The organism is Dietzia sp. SL131 (genome assembly GCF_026672565.1).
Lineage (GTDB): Bacteria > Actinomycetota > Actinomycetes > Mycobacteriales > Mycobacteriaceae > Dietzia > Dietzia kunjamensis.
In genome coordinates, this window is record NZ_JAPPRI010000003.1 from 3758981 (window position 1) to 3777007 (window position 18027).

General features: G+C 70.7%; 16 protein-coding genes and 2 pseudogenes. 8 read left to right on the forward strand and 10 right to left on the reverse strand.

Features of this window, described 5'->3' with window-relative positions:
• Nucleotides 1-106: 106 nt before the first annotated feature.
• A pseudogene (recR, locus tag OVA21_RS18610) lies at nt 107-712 on the forward strand (recombination mediator RecR); the annotation flags it as partial.
• Between the two features lie 189 nt (nt 713-901).
• Here the strand turns inward: recR and OVA21_RS18615 are convergent.
• The 4 genes and pseudogenes from OVA21_RS18615 to OVA21_RS18630 all read right to left on the reverse strand — a co-directional run bounded on the left by OVA21_RS18615 (nt 902) and on the right by OVA21_RS18630 (nt 4444).
• Nucleotides 902-1831, reverse strand: coding sequence for an amidohydrolase family protein (locus tag OVA21_RS18615; protein WP_096906202.1), 930 nt, complete (start codon nt 1829-1831; stop codon nt 902-904).
• Between the two features lie 246 nt (nt 1832-2077).
• A pseudogene (locus OVA21_RS18620) lies at nt 2078-2775 on the reverse strand (type 1 glutamine amidotransferase).
• 179 nt (nt 2776-2954) lie between these two features.
• Nucleotides 2955-4277 (reverse strand): MurT ligase domain-containing protein, encoded by a 1323-nt coding sequence (locus OVA21_RS18625; protein ID WP_268093068.1) that lies wholly within the window; start codon nt 4275-4277, stop codon nt 2955-2957.
• A gap of 44 nt (nt 4278-4321) precedes the next feature.
• A complete protein-coding gene (locus OVA21_RS18630; protein ID WP_256385628.1) occupies nt 4322-4444 on the reverse strand; it encodes a hypothetical protein in 123 nt (40 codons plus the stop codon).
• On the opposite strand from OVA21_RS18630, the gene OVA21_RS18635 reads away from it, so the two are divergent.
• The 3 genes from OVA21_RS18635 to OVA21_RS18645 all read left to right on the forward strand — a co-directional run bounded on the left by OVA21_RS18635 (nt 4443) and on the right by OVA21_RS18645 (nt 7328).
• On the forward strand, nt 4443-5384 hold the full coding sequence (locus OVA21_RS18635; RefSeq protein ID WP_259908094.1) for an exonuclease domain-containing protein: 942 nt from the start codon (nt 4443-4445) through the stop codon (nt 5382-5384). The two genes, OVA21_RS18630 and OVA21_RS18635, sit on opposite strands and share 2 nt — an antisense overlap.
• Before the next feature lie 143 nt (nt 5385-5527).
• Nucleotides 5528-6889 carry an aspartate aminotransferase family protein gene (locus tag OVA21_RS18640; protein WP_067714604.1) on the forward strand — a complete coding sequence of 454 codons (1362 nt, stop codon included), beginning with the start codon at nt 5528-5530 and terminating at the stop codon, nt 6887-6889.
• A gap of 7 nt (nt 6890-6896) precedes the next feature.
• Nucleotides 6897-7328 carry a phage holin family protein gene (locus OVA21_RS18645; protein ID WP_069389444.1) on the forward strand — a complete coding sequence of 144 codons (432 nt, stop codon included), beginning with the start codon at nt 6897-6899 and terminating at the stop codon, nt 7326-7328.
• A 232-nt stretch (nt 7329-7560) separates the two neighbouring features.
• Here the strand turns inward: OVA21_RS18645 and OVA21_RS18650 are convergent, their stop codons facing one another.
• The 5 genes from OVA21_RS18650 to OVA21_RS18670 form a co-directional block, all read right to left on the reverse strand.
• Nucleotides 7561-8661 carry a peptidoglycan recognition protein family protein gene (locus OVA21_RS18650; protein WP_268093069.1) on the reverse strand — a complete coding sequence of 367 codons (1101 nt, stop codon included), beginning with the start codon at nt 8659-8661 and terminating at the stop codon, nt 7561-7563.
• A 404-nt stretch (nt 8662-9065) separates the two neighbouring features.
• Nucleotides 9066-10925 carry a 2-isopropylmalate synthase gene (gene leuA / locus OVA21_RS18655; protein WP_268093070.1) on the reverse strand — a complete coding sequence of 620 codons (1860 nt, stop codon included), beginning with the start codon at nt 10923-10925 and terminating at the stop codon, nt 9066-9068.
• A gap of 157 nt (nt 10926-11082) precedes the next feature.
• Nucleotides 11083-11514, reverse strand: a complete 432-nt coding sequence (locus OVA21_RS18660) for a GNAT family N-acetyltransferase (RefSeq protein WP_268093071.1) — start codon at nt 11512-11514, stop codon at nt 11083-11085.
• Between the two features lie 52 nt (nt 11515-11566).
• Nucleotides 11567-12379: a trypsin-like serine protease gene (locus OVA21_RS18665; RefSeq protein ID WP_268093072.1), complete on the reverse strand. Its 813-nt coding sequence runs from the start codon at nt 12377-12379 to the stop codon at nt 11567-11569.
• A gap of 88 nt (nt 12380-12467) precedes the next feature.
• Nucleotides 12468-13361, reverse strand: coding sequence for a DMT family transporter (locus tag OVA21_RS18670; RefSeq protein ID WP_268093073.1), 894 nt, complete (start codon nt 13359-13361; stop codon nt 12468-12470).
• Nucleotides 13362-13432: 71 nt separating this feature from the next.
• Here OVA21_RS18670 and OVA21_RS18675 point away from each other — a divergent pair, with 71 nt between their 5' ends.
• A complete protein-coding gene (locus OVA21_RS18675) occupies nt 13433-14695 on the forward strand; it encodes an aspartate kinase (protein ID WP_067714585.1) in 1263 nt (420 codons plus the stop codon).
• A 184-nt stretch (nt 14696-14879) separates the two neighbouring features.
• Here the strand turns inward: OVA21_RS18675 and OVA21_RS18680 are convergent, their stop codons facing one another.
• Nucleotides 14880-15770, reverse strand: coding sequence for an endonuclease domain-containing protein (locus OVA21_RS18680; protein ID WP_268093074.1), 891 nt, complete (start codon nt 15768-15770; stop codon nt 14880-14882).
• A gap of 438 nt (nt 15771-16208) precedes the next feature.
• On the opposite strand from OVA21_RS18680, the gene OVA21_RS18685 reads away from it, so the two are divergent.
• The 3 genes from OVA21_RS18685 to OVA21_RS18695 all read left to right on the forward strand — a co-directional run bounded on the left by OVA21_RS18685 (nt 16209) and on the right by OVA21_RS18695 (nt 18000).
• Nucleotides 16209-17243, forward strand: coding sequence for an aspartate-semialdehyde dehydrogenase (locus tag OVA21_RS18685; RefSeq protein ID WP_268093075.1), 1035 nt, complete (start codon nt 16209-16211; stop codon nt 17241-17243).
• 201 nt (nt 17244-17444) lie between these two features.
• Nucleotides 17445-17672 carry a hypothetical protein gene (locus OVA21_RS18690; protein WP_067714579.1) on the forward strand — a complete coding sequence of 76 codons (228 nt, stop codon included), beginning with the start codon at nt 17445-17447 and terminating at the stop codon, nt 17670-17672.
• Nucleotides 17665-18000, forward strand: a complete 336-nt coding sequence (locus OVA21_RS18695) for a type II toxin-antitoxin system PemK/MazF family toxin (protein ID WP_069389890.1) — start codon at nt 17665-17667, stop codon at nt 17998-18000. Before OVA21_RS18690 ends, OVA21_RS18695 begins: the two co-directional genes overlap by 8 nt.
• Nucleotides 18001-18027 lie beyond the last annotated feature (27 nt).

The following is an 18027-nucleotide window of genomic DNA, read 5'->3' on the forward strand; positions in this document are numbered from 1 at the left end:
GGGGCCCGGCACGTTCCGGGCCCCGCCACCGGGTTCCGACTCGTAATCGGACCCGCCACCCGGCGACGCAGCCGTCGTCGGGACAGCAAGAGCACAGGAAAGCGCGATGTACGAGGGACCGGTCCAGAACCTGATCGACGAGTTCGGCAAGCTGCCGGGCATCGGTCCGAAGTCTGCGCAACGCCTGGCCTTCCACCTGCTGCAGGCCGAGCCCGACTCCGTCGAACGCCTCCGCTCCGCGCTGCAGGCCGTGGTCGAGGGCGTCACCTACTGCGAGGTCTGCGGGACCGTCGCGGCGGCCGAGCGCTGCCGTATCTGCTCGGACCCGCGCCGCGACCCCACGCTCATCTGCGTGGTCGAGGAGCCCAAGGACATCGAGGCCATCGAGCGCACCCGGGAGTTCCGCGGGCTCTACCACGTGCTCGGCGGGGCGCTCGACCCCATCAACGGCATCGGACCCAACGAACTTCGCATCGCCGGGCTGATGCGGCGGGTCGGCGGGGAGGCCGAGGGCGAGGAGATCGCCGAGATCATCATCGCGACCGATCCCAACACCACCGGCGAGGCCACCAGCACTTACCTGGCCCGTCTGCTGCGGCCATTCCCCGATCTCGTGGTGAGCCGCCTGGCGTCCGGCCTGCCGATGGGCGCCGACCTGGAGTTCGCCGACGAGCTCACCCTCGGCAGCGCACTGTCGGGGCGCCGCATCCTCTCGGGCGGGCCCGCCCAGGCCCCCCGGTCGGGCGGCGTGCTGCGCCCCGAGCAGATCGACCCCGCGCAGCCCGCCGTACCCGCGCCGAACTCGGCGCCCGCCCAGGACACCCCGCCTGCCCCGGACGCGTGGGCCCCGGCCCCGGCCGACCCCGCGCCGAGCCCGGAGATCGGCTACCCGGGCGCGGAGTCAGAGCCCGAACAGCCTCGCGGCGTTTCCGTGCCACACCGCCCGTAGCCAGTCGTCGCCCATCCCGAGCCCGGCGAGGGCCTCGAGCTGGTGCGCGTACGGGTACGGGATGTTCGGGAAGTCCGTCCCCAACAGAACCTTGTGGCCCAGATCGGCCAGGCGACCGCGCTCGTCCTCTGGAAACGGCATGGTCTCCTCGACGAAGTCCGTGAACGCCATCGTGGTGTCGAGGTAGACGTTCTGGTACCGCTCGGCCAGATCGAGGAACTCCGAGTACTCGCCCATGCCCATGTGGGCGACGATCAGCGGCAGCTCAGGGAACTGCTCGAGCACCGCAGCCACCGGCTCAGGTCCGGTGAACTCGCCCGCCACGGGCCCGGACCCGCAGTGGATGACCGTGGGCACCTGCGCCTCGGACAGCACACCCCACACCGGTTCCAACAGCGGGTCACGGGGGTCGTACTCGCCCACCTGGATGTGCGACTTGAACACCCGTGCCCCGGCGTCGACGGCATCCCGGACGTAGTCGGCCGCCGCCGGCTCGGGATAGAAGGTCGCCGTGTGCAGACAATCCGGGTGCCGGGAGGCGAACTCCGCGGCCCACGCGTTGAGCCAGGCCCCCATCTCGGGCTTGTGCGGGTACAGCATGGACGAGAACGCCAGCACCCCGTACGAGCGCAGCCGCTCGACCCGCTCGTCCTCGGCCTCCCGGTACGTGATGGGCCAGGGACGCCCGATCTTGGGGCCGGCGGCGTCGAAGTAGTTCCACACCTTGTCCATGACCCGCGTCGGCATGAAATGGGTGTGCACGTCGATGACCCCCGGCAGCCCCAGCGGCTCCCACAACGCGCGGACCTGCGCTGCCTCGACGGCGGGATCGGGCGGGGACACGGTCCCGGTGAGGGTGGCGGCGCCGTGGTGTTCACACATGTCACCGAGGGTATGTCAGAGGCGCCGACCCGCAGGGCGATCGGGCGTCCACGGCCATCGCCACCCCCGGACGCAGACGACCTCCCGGTCACGACACGAATCCGCCCCTCGGTATGCGATCCGCCCGCGGGCGCCGCAGCGCGTATCAAAATTCGGAGGGCGGATCGAGGCGGCTCGGGGCAGATCGGAGGGCGGATCGCGACCCGGGGAGCAGATCGCGATCCGGCGAGCGGACCGCCGGACGGCTCAGCGGCGAGCGGCCGCGATCCGTTCGCGGCGCAGCTGCGCCACCGCGGGGACCTCGACCGGCGGTAGCGAGTCCACACCCAGCGCGCGGCACAGCAGCAGGTCGGCCAGCTCGGGATTGCGGGCCAGCGCCGGCCCGTGCATGTAGGTGGCGATGATCGACCCCTGCACCACGCCCTCGACCAGCCCGCCGGCCGGGACCTGCTGCCCGGCCGGGACGCCGTTGCCGACCCCGGAGGTCACGCGGCCCAGGGGGCGGCGTCCGGGCCCAGGACGGTGGCGCCCATGTGGTTCTCGAAGCCCGTCAGCGGCTGCGTCAGGCCCGCGACCTGCGGCGCGACCACCAACTCGCCGATCGAGCGGGAGGCCTGCGGCGTCGTGGTGACGTCCAGCAGGCCGAGGCCGGGCGCACGGGATCCGTCAGAGACCACGAACCACTCGCCGAACACCTGCATCCCGGCACAGATCGCCAGGACCGGCGCGCCGCGCTCCACCGCTCGCTGCAACCCCGGCGACGCGGTCAGGTGCCGGGACGCGAGCTTCTGCGCCGCGTCCTCGCCACCGCCCACGGTGTAGAGGTCGCACGAATCCGGGACCTCGTCCTCCAGGGTGATCCGCACGATCTCGGCGTCGTATCCGCGCCACCTCAGGCGCTGGCGCAGGACCAACGAGTTGCCGTCGTCGCCGTACGTCCCCATGACGTCCGGCAGGACCAGGCCGATCCGCACGGTCGACTCGGAGGGCCGGGCCGAATCCGCGGCGACGGTGTCCAGCGGTGAGGCCGAGGCGCCGGCGTCGCGGCCCCCGGCGTTGCGCGGGTCGGGATTCGTCCCGGAACCGCCCGCGCCGGGGATCTCCGCGCCAGTGTTCTGCTCGCTCATCGCTGCTGCTCCTTCCGGTCGGCCCCGGCCCCGGTGCGGGGCCCGACAGCGGCGATCGCCCGCCCCAGATCGCGGAACGCGGTGTAGTTGGCCAGCACCTCCACGCGCCCGGGTGGGCAGCGGCGGATCGCGGTCAGCGGGTCCGGCTCCAGCTGGTGCTCGACCCCGGCGTAACTCAGCCGCACCGACAGGTCGGCGGCGCGCTCGCCCGAGGCGTACACGGTCACGCCCTCGAAGCTCTCGAAGCGCACGTCCCACAACCACGACAGGTCCACGCCGTCGGCGACCTGCCCGTTGACCGCGATCACCAGACCGTCGGCGGAGGGGTCGATCATGCCGAGCGCCTCCTGCCAGCCGGCCGGGTTCTTGGCCAGCAGCAGGTGGGCGGCCCGCCCGTCCACGTCGACGGTCGAGTAGCGCCCGGCCACGTCGTCGACCTGCTCCACCGCCCGGACGGCGGCGGCGGGGTCGGCGCCCATCGCCACGGCGGCGGCGACGGCCTGCGCGGCGTTGCCCCGGTTGGCCCGCCCCGGGATGGCCAGACTCATGGGGGCGCTGAACCCGTCGGGCCCGTGGATCGCCTCGTCGTCGACCCACCAGTCCGGTTCGGGCCGCTCGAACGTCCGGCCGTCGGGCAGCGTGCCCTCGGACCGCCACCGCACGGCCCCGGTGGAGTCCACTGTCCGCGAGATGGGTTCGCCGGTGCGCGGGCAGCTCACCGAGTCGCCCGCCCACGCGGACCCTGCGGCCACCCAGACCACGGACGGGTTGTCGTACGCCACGGAGGTGATCATCACGTCGTCGCAGTTCGCCACCACCGTCGCCTGCGGCTGCGCGGCCACCCCGGCCCGCAGCCGGCGCTCGATGGCGTTGATCTCCCCGACCCTGTCCAGCTGATCGCGGCTGAGGTTGAGCAGGACGATCGCCTCGGGCGCCGTGTTCTCCGCGACCGCGGGCGTGTGGAGCTCGTCGACCTCGATGGCGGCCAACCCGGCCACCCGGTCGGCCCCGAGAGCGGACACGATCCCGGCGTCCATGTTGTCGCCGTTCGCGTTCGAGGCGACCCGGCCCACCGTCGACAGGGCGGAGGCGACCATCCTCGTCGTCGTCGACTTGCCGTTGGTCCCCGTGACCAGCACGGTCCGCCGGCCCGCCGCGAGCTGGCGCATGAGGCCCGGATCGAGCTTCAGCGCCACCAGGCCGCCGATCATCCCGCCCGACCCGCGCCCCGACACCCGGGACGCCCAGGTCGCCAGCCGGGAGACGGCCACGGCCACCCGGCCGCGGGGGGTGAGTGCGGTGATCGCGGGGGAACTCATGCCGCAGAGTCTAGGCAGCGCGGCGTCCGGGCAGCACGGCCGCCTCAGAACCGCACCGCACCGCCCAGCGCGTAGCGGCCGCTCGCGGTGTTCACCACGGTGTGAACGCCGTGACCTGCGACGGTGACGGCCGGGATGTCGGAGGGGTCTGGGACGATGGTGGGCATGGCAGGTTGGGTGGTGGTGGACGTCGAGACGTCGGGGATGACGCCGGCGGTCGACCGTGTGTTGTCGGTGGCCGCGGTGGTGATCGACGACGACGGCGAGGTGGTCGAGGAGTTCACGACCCTGCTCAATCCGGGGGTCGACCCGGGGCCGGTCCACGTGCACGGCCTCACACCGGCACTCCTCGCTGGCAAACCACGCTTCCCGGACGTGGCCGCGGAGTTGGACCGGGTGCTCGACGGGAGGACGGTCGTCGCCCACAACGCCGCCTTCGACGCGTCGTTCCTCGCGGCTGAGGCCCGCCGGGCAGGACTCCCGGCGCCGCTCGAGCGGTTCCTGTGCACCCTGGACTTCGCCGGTCGGCTGCACCTGTCCACCGCCGACCTCAAACTGTCGACGCTCGCCGCCCACTTCGGGGTGGTGCAGCGGGCCGCGCACGACGCCCACGATGACGCCCTCGTGTTGGCCGGGGTGTTCGCCGGACTGCTCGAGGTGGCCGGGGGCAAGGACGTGCAGCCGAAGGTGCGCGAACTCGACGCGATGGTGGCGCATCCCGAGACCGGTTACCTCGTGTCCACTGTGTGGGCGGAGGCTCTCGCCGCCCCCAGGCTGTGGCGGCCGGCCGGGCGGCTCAAGCGCGGCGGCGGGCTGGTGCAGGGCATGGAGGTGGTCTTCACCCAGGACGTGGACCGCGATCCGGAGGAGATCGCCGGCCTCGTCGTCGACTCCGGTCTCTACGTCGCCGACCGCATCTCGTCCCGCACGTCCCTCGCAGTGTGCGACGCACCGGGTGCCGTGCGGGGTCGGACCGCGTTCGCCCGCAAGAAGGGGCTCGAGCTGGTGCCGTACGCGCGGTTCGAGGAGATGCTCGCCGCCGTCGCCCCCGGGCGGCCCGTCGCCGGGGCCCAGGCCGTGGACAGTGCGCAGGGGGCGCTCTTCTGACCCCGCGCTCCGCGCTGCTCGGCGCCCGCGTTCCGCGCCTCCAGACCCCCGCGTTCCGCATCGTGGGGCGCTGGCCCGAGGCGGCGCGGCGGAACTGACATGATGGGCGACGGCCACCGTCGTCGACCACAGGAGTACCGCAAGTGCCCGCACCCCAGAACGCCGCCGCCCGTGAGGTCTACGAGAAGGAACGCGCCCACGTCCTGACCCCGTGGTCGGCCTGGGGTTCGAGCGACCCGATGGTCGTCACCGCGGCCGAGGGCTGCCACCTCACCGACGGGGACGGCAACCGGCTGCTCGACTTCACCTCGCAGCTGGTCAACACCAACATCGGCCATCAGCACCCGGTGGTCGTCAAGGCCATCCAGGACCAGGCCGCCGAGCTGTGCACCATCAACCCGGCGCACGCCAACGCCGCCCGCGCCGAGGCCGCCCGCCTCGTCGCCGAGGTCGCGCCCGCCGGGATGAACCGCGTGTTCTTCACCAACGCCGGCACCGAGGCCGTCGAGCACGCCGTCCGCATGGCCCGCCGCCACACCGGCCGCCACAAGACCCTGTCGGCGTTCCGCAGCTACCACGGCGCCACCACCACCTCGATGAACCTCACCGGTGACACCCGCCGCTGGGCCAACGACATGGGCAACACCGGCGCCGTGCACTTCCACGCCCCGTTCCTGTACCGCTCGCAGTTCTACGCCGAGAACGACAAGCAGGAATGCGACCGGGCGCTCGAGCACCTCGACTCGCTCATCGGCCTCGAGGGCCCCGACCACTTCGCCGCCCTCATCATCGAGTCGGTGCCCGGCACGGTCGGCATCATGGTGCCGCCCGCCGACTACCTGCGCGGTGTGCGCGAGATCTGCGACAAGTACGGGATCGTCATGATCTGCGACGAGGTCATGTCCGGCTTCGGCCGCACCGGCGAGTGGCTCGCCCTGGACCACTTCCGCTCCGGCGACGACGACTGGGCGCCCGATCTCATCACCTTCGCCAAGGGCTCGAACTCGGGTTACGTCCCGCTCGGCGGCGTCATCCTGCACGACCGCATCGCCGCCTCCTTCGAGACCACGCCCTACACCGGCGGGTTGACCTACGCCGGGCACCCGCTGGCCTGCGCCTCCGTGGTCGCGACGATCAACCTCATGCGCGACGAGAAGATCGTCGAGAACGCGAAGATGATCGGCGAGGACGTCATCGGCCCGCGCCTGCGCGAGCTCGCCGAAAAGCACCCGTCGATCGGCGAGGTCCGCGGCCTCGGCGTGTTCTGGGCCGTGGAGATGGTGGCCGACCGCGAGACACGCGAGCCCCTCGCGCCCTACGGTGGATCATCGGAGGCCATGGCCCGCACGTTCGGTAAGGCCAAGTCCGACGGCCTGCTGCTGTTCATGAACTACAACCGATTCCATGTGGTGCCGCCGTGCATCATCACCCCGGACGAGGCCAACGAGGGCCTCGACATCTTCGACCGCGCACTCGACGTGGCCGACGAGTACGTGAGGAGCTGACCATTCGATGGCGCTGATATTGCGGCTGATCGTCAACGCCGTCGCCCTGTGGGTGGCGACGCTGATCGTGCCGGGCATCACCCTGCACGAGATCTCCGGGGCCGCAGCCTCTGGCGCCGGCGACATCGAGAACGAGGTGAACGTCCCCACCATCACGGCGCTGCTCGTCGTCGCGGTGGTGTTCACGCTGGTCAACGCGGTGATCAAACCGATCGTTCAGTTGCTGTCGCTGCCGCTGACGATCCTCACCCTTGGCCTGTTCCTGCTGGTGGTCAACGCGCTGATGCTCATGCTCACCGGCTGGATCACCACGACGTTCCAGCCGTTCGGGGCCGAGTACGTGGTGAGCGGGTTCTGGGCGGCGTTCTTCGGCGCGATCGTGATCGGCCTGGTCAACTGGGTGCTCGGCATGCTGGTCCCCAGCCGCGCCCGCGACTGAGCGGCGGCCGCCCGGGCGGGCACCCGCCGGGCCGGCACCCGCCCGCGACCGAGTGGCGGCGGCGGCCGCGGCTGAGCGGCGCCCGGGCGGGCACCCGCCCGCCGAGCAGAGGAATTCGCGCACCCGCTACTCGCGCGATGCAGTAGAGATCCTCTTCTCGGCGACTGCGACGGCGACGGCGACGGCGACGGCGATGGCGCCGCGAGGGGCGGGCGGCGCCGCCCGGTTCAGGTCAGGAGCCGAATGCCGCCGAGGAGACGGCGGTCGGGGCCCAGCCCCGCGCTGCCTGGTCGCGGATGAACTGCATCTGCGGGTAGAACGAGTTGCCCGGGCAGGCGGTCCCGCCCCAGTCGCGGTGGCCCGACACGGCCATCATCGGTCGCGTGGCCCCGCCCTGCGGGTTGCGATAAGTGATGCCCGCACGCGGGTTGATGCCGGTGGCGTTGCACAGGGCCCGGACGCAGTCGATGGCCGCGCCCACCGCGCGCGAGGTCGGCGGTGCACCGGTGAAGTCACCGAGCAGGCTGATGCCGATGTTGCCGTTGTTGAAGCCACCCACGTGGCCACCGGTGACGACCGGGGGAGCGATCCCGGCGACCGGCGGGACCTGGAAGACCGGATTGCCGACGGGCGTACCGCCGCGGCCCTGGTAGATCCGGCCCTCGGGGTCGATGAGCAGGTGGTACCCGACGTCGCCCCAGCCCAGGGTGTTGGCGTGGTAGTTGTAGATCGCCCGCACGCTGGCCGCACGGTCCGGGCCGACCGCCGAGGCCGTGTGGTGGATCGTGATGGACTGCGCGGGGAAGTAGGAGGGTGCCCAGCGGAAGCCCGCGACATCGCCCGCACCCCACGCCGCGCGCGGGATGACCGGTAGGCCCGCCAGGCCGACGCTGCCGAGGCTGTAGTTGCGCGGGGTGCCGCGGCCGTCGTCGAACACGGTCGCCTCCGCGCCCGCGGGCGCATCGACCTCGTATCCCACGGCACCATCAGGCGCGGAGACGAGCTCGGAGGCGGGCGTGCTACCGGCGTCCGGGGCGGAGTCCATTCCCTCGAGTGGGAGCCAGTCGCCGACCGAGCCGTCGGGGAAGGCGAACCGGATCCGGCCGACGATCTCCTCGGCACTGGGGAACGTCACACCGACGTAACCGAGCGGGCCGTTGGGCTGAATCATCCCGCTGCCGGTCGAGATCGACTGCATGAGGTCCTGGGCCACGCCGAGCGAACCGGTGGTGAAGGGATTGGCCCCGGCGACGGGGCCACGGACGGTGGAGGCGACGGCGGCGCCCACGCCGACGGATGCGGCTGTGAGAAATCCACGGCGTGTAACGGACATACGGGCTCCAGACTGAGGTTTGCGAAGGGCCGACCCATACCTATCGGCACGGCCCGCCGCTACATTACGCGGTTGACGTGACCGAATCGAGACCCTCGTTACCGGAGGGATATCTGAGGGTGATGTGACTGATGTGGCGGCGCCTGTCGGCACGATGAGGCCAAAAGGGCTGTGCCGCCCCACGATTCGGGCGCGCCCCGACGCGCGACGAGAAGAACGTTCCGCACACGGCATCTCGGGCGATGTGTGCGGAACGGTCCTGTCGATGGCCGGGCGACGCGCCCGTCCGGCCGGCGGGCCCACCCGGCCGGCGGGCCCACCCGGGCGGCGGGCTCACCCGGAGGGCAGGCCCGGCCAGACGGCGGGCACCACCCCGTCCGCCGGCCCGGCCGACCATCAGACGGTCAGGGGGCCCAGGTGCGGGCGCCCTCGACCGAACCGACGGCCTCGGCGCCCTCGGCCTCGTCGGCGTAGGCGCGGTTCACGGCGGAGACCACGGCACGCAGGGAGGCGGTGGTGATGGAACCGGCCCGTCCGACTCCCCAGAAGACCCGGTTGCCGAACTGCACCTCGACGTACGCGGCCGCGGTGGCGTCATCCCCGGAGGTCATCGCGTGCTCCGAGTAGTCGAGGATGCGTACCTCGTCGTCGAACATCTCGTTCAGGGCGGCGACGAACGCGGCGAGGGGTCCGTTCCCGGACCCCGCCAGCTCACGGGTCTCGCCCTTCCACTTGATGACGGCCTCGATGGCGTCCTCGCCGTCGTCGGTCTCGGCGGGTACGAGGTGCTGCGACATGCGCTCCATGGGCGAGACGCGGTCCAGGTACTCCGTCGAGAAGATGTCCCACATCGCCTTGGGGGTGACCTCGCCGCCCTCGGAGTCGGTGACGTTCTGGACGAGTTGCGAGAACTCCATCTGCAGGCGCCGCGGCAGCTGCAGGCCGTAGTCGCTCTTCATGATGTAGGCGACGCCGCCCTTGCCGGACTGCGAGTTCACGCGGATGACGGCCTCGTAGGTGCGGCCCTCGTCCTTGGGGTCGACCGGCAGGTAGGGGACCTCCCACGTGATGTCGGTGATGTCCTCGCCGCGGGTGTCGGCCTCGGCCTGCAGGGCGTCGAAGCCCTTGTTGATGGCGTCCTGGTGCGAGCCGGAGAACGCGGTGAAGACCAGGTCGCCGCCGTAGGGGTGGCGCTCGGGCACGCGCAGCTGGTTGGCGTACTCGACGGTGCGACGGATCTCGTCCATGTCGGAGAAGTTGATCTGCGGGTCGACGCCGCGGGTGAGCAGGTTCATGCCCAGCGTCACCAGGCAGACGTTGCCGGTGCGCTCGCCGTTGCCGAACAGGCAGCCCTCGATGCGGTCGGCGCCGGCCTGGTAGCCCAGCTCGGCGGCGGCGACGCCGGTGCCGCGGTCGTTGTGCGGGTGCAGCGACAGGATGGTCGACTCGCGGTGCGCCAGGTTGCGGTGCATCCACTCGATCTGGTCGGCGTACACGTTGGGAGTGGCCATCTCGACGGTCGCCGGCAGGTTGAGGATGATCGGGTTCTCGGGGGTGGCGCCGACGACCTCCGTGACGGCGTCGCAGATCTCCTTGGAGAACGCCAGCTCGGTGCCGGTGAAGGACTCGGGCGAGTACTCCCAGCGCCAGTTGGTGTCGGGGTAGTCCTTGGCGATCGTGGTGACCAGCTCGGCGGCGTCGGTGGCGATCTTCTTGATGGCGTCCCGATCCTTACGGAAGACCACCTTGCGCTGCAGGATCGACGTCGAGTTGTAGAAGTGCACGATCACGTCGGACGCGCCCTCGCACGCCTCGAACGTGCGGCGGATGAGGTCCTCGCGGCACTGGACCAGCACCTGGATGGTGACGTCGGAGGGGATCGCATCGTCCTCGATGATCTCGCGGACGAAGTCGTAATCCGTCTGCGAGGCGGACGGGAATCCGACCTCGATCTCCTTGTAGCCCATGCGGACGAGCAGGTCGAACATGCGGCGCTTGCGCGCGGGGCTCATGGGATCGATCAGGGCCTGGTTGCCATCGCGCAGGTCCACGGCGCACCACTGGGGGGCGTGGGTGATGATCTTGTCCGGCCAGGTGCGGTCGGGCAGGGAGACGTCCTCGACCTCCTCGGCGAACGGCCGGTACCGGTGCGCGGGCATCGAGGAGCCGCGCTGCTTGTTCCACGACGGCTGGTCGGGGCGGCCGGGCTTGGAGGGGGGAGTCAGGGTCGACGACGACGAGACGAAGGCATCAGCGGGATTCATTGCAGTGGCTCAACTTCCTAGGGGGGCGATCGGCAGGGATCGGACCGGCGCGACAGATCCCGCGACGGGGAGCCGGTCCGCCTCAGCGGGCCCCGCCGCGGCACCCAAGAAGGAGCACGCGCTGCATGCGGGCCATCATACACATCTGCGCGGGATGTCACGGAATCGGAATGACGAACGTCGAGGCCTCGGTCGTGGTCCCTTCGGGCGGTGCCGACGGCGGGTCCTGCGTGAGGTCGTCGGGCACCTGCATGGATCCCCAGACCTTGCTGCAGCCGGCCTCCTCGGCCACCTCCACCGCCTTCTCGACCAGTCGGTGGGCGATGCCCATGCCGCGCAGGTCCTCGCGGACCCGGATCCCGTAGACGAACAGGTCGGGGCTGGCGCCGAGGTGCCCGGTCTCCACCGCGACGAGCATCGCGACCGGCACCTCGTCCTGCAGCGCCAGCACGAGCAGGTTGGATCCGCGGTCGAGGAAGTCCGTGGTCCATTCCGCGGTGGGCGGGGTGCTGAGCAGGTCGCCCGCGGACAGCACGAGGTCCACGTCCGCACGCGCGGCGCGGCGGATGACGAGCTCCGGCGGGGTCATTTGTCCAGTGTGGCAAAAATCGAGGGGGTTCGGCATCACCGACTGCCCTGGGTCATCGGTTGGCGATCATCCAGTCGATCCAGCCGTTCTGGGCGGGGATCGATTCGTACCGGGCCGGGTTGGTGCCGTCGGGCTGCCGGCGGTCGTGGTCGGAGCCGGAGTGGACGCCCACCAGTCGGTCGCCCTGGAAGACGGGTCCGCCGGAGTCGCCGTACCCGTATCCGCCCTGGATGGTGTGGGAGCGGCCGATGCGTGAACCGGCTCGGGGCTCCATCCGGTCGAGGCGGGTGAGGCCCGTGCGGAGTTCGGGGGAGCGCAGGCCGCGGGGGGTGGTCTCGCCGAATCCGTGGAAGCGCAGGACCTCGCCGGGGGCGGGGTCGACGCCGGCGCGCTGCACGGACGGGGACGGCGCGGGGTGGCGGAGCTTGAGGAGCATGAAGTCCCCGGCGGGGGCCTTGTAGGCGGCGGCCGGGGTGTGGCGACCGAGGCTGCCGGTGTCGAGAGACCCGAATGCGCCGACGATGGGCGGGCTGGCCAGGGAGGCGGTCGCGGTGAAGCCGCCGGGAACGGTGGCGAGGTTGCCGAATCCGAGGGTGTACGCGTCGGGGTTCGTCGGCCCGCAGTGGGCGGCGGTGGCCACCCAGCGCGGGTGGATGACGACGCCGGTACACGGGGCGCCGAGGACGCCGTCGAAGACGGTGATCTGCACGGCCCACGGGGCGGGGCCGGAGGGGGCGCCGTTCACTACCGCGCCGGCCGTGGGTGCCGCGACCGCGAGCGACGTGGCCACCGTCCCGATGATGGCGGCGACCGTGGCGGCCAACCGGCCGGGGCGGGTGGGGCCACTGTGACGTGTGAGGCGCATGGGTCCCAGCTTAGGCGATGGTGGGGAGTTCTCGGGCCGCTCGACATGGGTCCTCATGGTGAGGACGTCGCGGCGTGCACCGGGGGCGTTACTCGGTGGCGCGGCGGTTCGGCGCGCGGTGGTCGGGGATCGACTGCGCCGAGTCGACGTCCTTGTGCGCGAGCCGCACCGTCGCGAGCACCATCACGGTGAGGGTGGCGCCCAGGAGCATCAGCGCGGCGCCGTCGACTGAGAACCACTCGCCCAGCACCACCACGCCCAGGCCGAGCGAGACGACCGGGGTGGTGACCGTGGAGGCGGGCACGGCCTGGTGCACCGCGCCGGCGGAGAACGACATCTGTTGGAGCGTCAGTGCGGCGACGGCGGCCACCCCCAGTCCGTACACCTCGCCGGTCGTGGCCACGGTGAACAGTCCGCCGTCGTGGAACCGCTCGGTGACGCCCTTCGTCAGCAGTGCGACGTAGGCGAACGCGGTGCCGCCGGCCACGCCCAGCAGGAGGGCACGGTTGCCGTTGGAGCGGCGGTTGCGGGAGACACCGAGGAGGGCGACGACGACGAGGAGTCCGCCCGCGCACGCGAGTGCCCACTGCCACCAGGGCGGGTGGGCGTCTCCTCCGGTGGGCCGTCCGTAGATGACGAGCACCATCACGCATCCCGTCAGGACGTACCCCCAGAAGAGTTCGGTCTTGGTGACCCGCCGTCCGGTGACCCAGGCACCGAGGGGGAGGGCGAACGTCAGTGAGAGAACGGTGATCGTCTGGACGAGGATGAGCGATCCGAACGCGAGCGCGAGGCCCTGGAACGCGAATCCGGCGAGGCTGATGACCATGCCGGTCCACCAGTACCGGCTCGCGAGCACGTTGAAATGACCCTCGTGTCGACCCTTCGCACGCTGGGGGGATCGGTGCCGCATGACGGTTCCGAAGGCCTGGCTGAGGGCGGACGCGAGGGCGAGAATCACTGCCGCCCAGATTTCACTCATCCCTGATGAGTAAACACCTCCCGTAAAGTAGGTCTGCGGTAAGCCGATCAACACCGGAAGGGTGTGACCGCGTGGCACTCGTAGTGCAGAAGTACGGCGGCTCCTCCGTGGAGTCCGCAGAACGAATCCGTCGGGTGGCGGAACGGATCGTGGAGACCAAGAAGGCGGGCAACGACGTCGTGGTCGTGGCCTCGGCGATGGGCGACACGACCGACGAGCTACTCGATCTGGCCGATCAGGTCTGTCCCTCGCCTCCGCAGCGCGAGATGGACATGCTGTTGACCTCGGGGGAGCGCATCTCCAACGCGCTGCTCGCGATGGCCATCAGTTCGTTCGGGATGGAGGCCTATTCCTTCACCGGATCCCAGGCCGGGATCATCACCACGACCAGGCACGGCAACAGCCGCATCATCGACATCACCCCGGGGCGCGTCCGTGAGGCACTGGACGAGGGCAAGATCGCCCTCGTCGCGGGCTTCCAGGGCGTGTCGCGCGAGACCCGCGACGTCACGACCCTGGGTCGCGGCGGGTCCGACACCACCGCGGTCGCCATGGCCTCGGCCCTGGGTGCGGACGTGTGCGAGATCTACTCGGACGTGGACGGCATCTACACCGCCGACCCGCGGATCGTGCCCGATGCCCGCAAGCTCGACACCATCTCGTACGAGGAGATGCTGGAGATGGCGGCCGTCGGGTCCAAGATCCTCAACCTGCGCAGTGTGGAGTTCGCCCGCCGCTACCACGTGCCGCTGCGCGTCCGCTCTTCGTATTCGACCAACCCGGGCACGCTCGTGGCCGGAAAAGTGGAGGACATCCCCGTGGAAGACGCAGTCCTGACCGGAGTCGCTCACGACGCCTCGGAGGCCAAGATCACGGTCGTCGGCATCCCCGACCAGCCGGGGTACGCGGCCAAGATCTTCCGCGTGGTGGCCGACGCCGAGATCAACATCGACATGGTCCTGCAGAACGTCTCCAAGGCTGAGGGCAAGACCGACATCACCTTCACCTGCCCCCGCGAGGTGGGTGCCAAGGCCGTTGAGGTCCTCTCGCAGGCCAAGGACGATCTGGGTATCGACCAGGTGCTCTACGACGACAACGTCGGCAAGGTCTCCCTCGTCGGCGCGGGTATGAAGTCGCATCCGGGCGTCACCGCGACGTTCTGCGAGTCGCTGTCCGAGGCCGGCATCAACATCGAGCTCATCTCGACCTCCGAGATCCGCATCTCGGCGCTGGTCCGCGAGGACGAGTTGCCCGACAGTGTCCGCGCGCTGCACAAGGCGTTCGAGCTGGGCGGCGACGAGGAGGCGCAGGTCTACGCCGGCACCGGCCGCTGACCTGACCCCTCCGCCGGCCCGCCCCAAGCCAGGCCGGCCCGGCGCCCGGCGCCCCGCGCACCCGGCGCCTGCGCACCCGGCGCCCCGCTGAGCAGAGGAGTTCGCCTGTATTGCCCGAGTGGCTCAGTGCGAAATCCTCTGCTCGGCGATCACCCGCCGCGGCTCGTCGTCCGAATCGGTCGGTTCAGCCGCGAAAGCTCCCGTAGCCGCGGCGGTGGAGGGCTGCGCGCACGTGGGCCAGGATCTCGCCGGGGGTGCGGACCAGCGAGGTCGCGGTGACCACCTCGATGTACCAGCCGGCCGCCCGAAGCCGGTTCCGTCGGATCTCGTCCTTCGCCTGCTGCTCTTTCGTGCGATGGTCCCCTCCGTCGTATTCCACCGCCACCTTCAACTCCGGCCAGGCGATGTCCAGGCGATACCTGAACTCGGGGACCCGGTGCTGCAGGACGAATCCGGTCAGACCGTTCTCGAGTAGGAACAGCCGCGTCCGGGTTTCCCAGGGCGACTCGGCATCTGTGTCGACCTCCTCGAGCCTCTCGAGAACAGTCCGGCGACCGCGGACGCCGTGCATGTCCTCCACCAGGGCCGGTAGGCGGCTGATCGGTAGGACGCCCATGGTGGTGGAGGCGTCGAGCGCGCAGATGGCCTCGACGCGCCGTTCGCGACGAGCGATGTCGAACAAGACCCACTCGGGGCTGGCGATGCGGATGTCGGGGGAACGTCCCGACGTCAGCACGTGGATGTGCTCGGGCGGGATCCGGTACTGCCAGCCCGCCAGCCCGGGCCGTTCGATCCGCCGGCCCGGCGCCACCACATCGTCCGCGAACTCGCGCGGCGGGAAGTCGTGCCCATAGAGCGTGGCTGCGATCCACCCGGTCAACGTTGCGTCCGGGTAGAGCGTCATGAGCGCTTCGGCCCGCGCCCAGGCGTCGACGTGCACGTGGTCCCGGACCCACAGTCCGTGGTGCAGGCGGGTGTAACCGCGGTTCGTGACGCGGCTTCCGGTCAGGTGCCGCAGGTCGCGGGTGCGGATGGGGGCTGTGCGGATGGGGGCGGTGCGGGATTCTGCGCTCACGGACCGTGACTCTGCCAAGCGGACGTTGACTGACAGGGGCGCAGAGCAGGGATCCGCGTCGACCTGTGGATGGGGCCGAGGGGTGTGGATAGCGATGCCACGGCCTCTGGCCCAGGACGTCGACCTCCTCGGCGAGCACCGCGGTCCTCGCCGAGAAGAGGAATTCGCGCAACGCCACTCGGCCGATACAGGCGAATTCCTCCGGACGGCGAGGCCGGGGGGCGAGCGACCGGATGGCGGGGCGTGCCCCGCCATCCGCGCTCCGCCCCGGCCTCGCCTTGCGTGGTGTCTGTGCCCGAAGCGCGGCCGGGTGTGACGCACGCCGCTGTCGGAGCTGGGCGACCCCGGTAGGATGGGGTACTGCCGGTCGGTCGAGCGCAGGGCGGAGAACCCGTCCGCGGCGGGCCGGGACCAACCTGTCAGGAGTTGACCTTTTCGATGACCACTGTCGCCGTAGTCGGAGCCACGGGCCAGGTGGGGCGCGTCATGCGTGCCCTGCTGGAGGAGCGGGACTTCCCGGCTGACAAGGTCCGTTTCTTCGCGTCCGCCCGGTCCGCCGGGACCACGCTGCCGTTCCGCGGTGAGGACATCGTCGTCGAGGACACCGCCAACACGCCCGACGAGGAGCTGGCGGGGATCGATATCGCCCTGTTCTCCGCGGGCGGCACGATGTCGAAGGAGCAGGCCCCTCGGTTCGCCGCCGCCGGCGCCGTCGTCGTCGACAATTCCAGCGCGTGGCGCAAGGACCCCGACGTCCCGCTCGTCGTCTCCGAGGTGAACCCGGACGCGGCGAAGAACCCACCCAAGGGCATCATCGCCAACCCCAACTGCACCACGATGGCCGCGATGCCGGTGCTCAAGGCGCTGCACGATGCGGCGGGCCTCAAGCGTCTGGTCGTGTCGACGTACCAGGCGGTCTCCGGTTCCGGGCTCGCCGGCGTGGACACGCTGAACGATCAGATCACCGGCAATGTCGGCGCCGGCCACGAGCTGGTTCACGACGGCTCGGCGCTGAAGACCGACGACCACGGGCCGTACGTCGCGCCGATTGCGTTCAACGTGCTGCCGCTCGCGGGTGGGCTCGTCGATGACGGGTCCGAGGAGACGGACGAGGAGCAGAAGCTGCGCAATGAGTCGCGCAAGATCCTCGACCTGCCGGAGCTGCGGGTCGCCGGCACCTGCGTGCGGGTGCCGGTGTTCACCGGTCACACGCTGAGCATCAACGCGGAGTTCGACAAGGACATCACGCCGGAGCAGGCGCGCGAGCTGCTGTCGAAGGCGCCGGGCGTCAAGGTCGTCGACGTGCCGACCCCGCTGGACGCGGCGGGCATCGACGAGTCGCTGGTGGGCCGCATCCGCCAGGACCAGTCGATCGAGGGCAACAAGGGCCTCAACCTCATGGTGGCGGGCGACAACCTCCGCAAGGGTGCGGCGCTCAACACCATCCAGATCGCGGAGCTGCTGGTCAAGTAGCGCACCTGCTGGTCGAGTGGCCAGTCGCGGGCTGAGCCGGTCGGGAGTGCAGCCGGTCGGGAGTACGACGACGACGAGGCCCCGCAGTCGCACACAGACGAGAGCCGCCGCCCGGTCACGCAGACCGGGCGGCGGCTCTTGTGCACAGGGCTCGCGAGGAGTTCGCTATCTCGGCGGTATGACCGTGAGTATACTTTCGGTATGTCCCACACGACGATCAAGGTGAGTCGCGACCTCCGGGATCTTCTGAAGAGGCAGGCCGCCGAGGAGCACCGCACGCTGGGCGATCATCTGGCGTATCTCGCCTCACTCGCCGAGAAGCAACGGCGGCTCGAGCGCCTGCGTGCGGAGATAGACGCGACATCGCCTGAGGATCTGGCGTCCTACCGCGAGGAGTCCGAGTGGTGGGAGCGGGCGCAGGATGCCTGACCCGACTCCCGGGGAGGTCGTATGGGTTGTCCTCGATCCCGTGGTGGGTCGTGAGCAGAGCGGTCGCCGGCCCGCGGTGGTGGTCTCGTCGCGCGCGCACATCTCCCTCGCCGATACTCTCGTGATGGTGGTGCCGGTGACGTCGGTGGATCGCGGATGGTCGAACCACGTCCTGCTCCGCGGAGACGTGTTCGACCGCGACTCCTGGGCGATGACCGAGCAGGTGCGCACCCTTTCGCGCCAGCGTGTTGTCGGCCATGCCGGCCAGGTGGATGCGGGGACCCTGGCAGACATTCGCCGGTGGATCCAGGATTTCCTCGACGAGTAGCGGTCGACCGCCGAACCCCGACCCCGA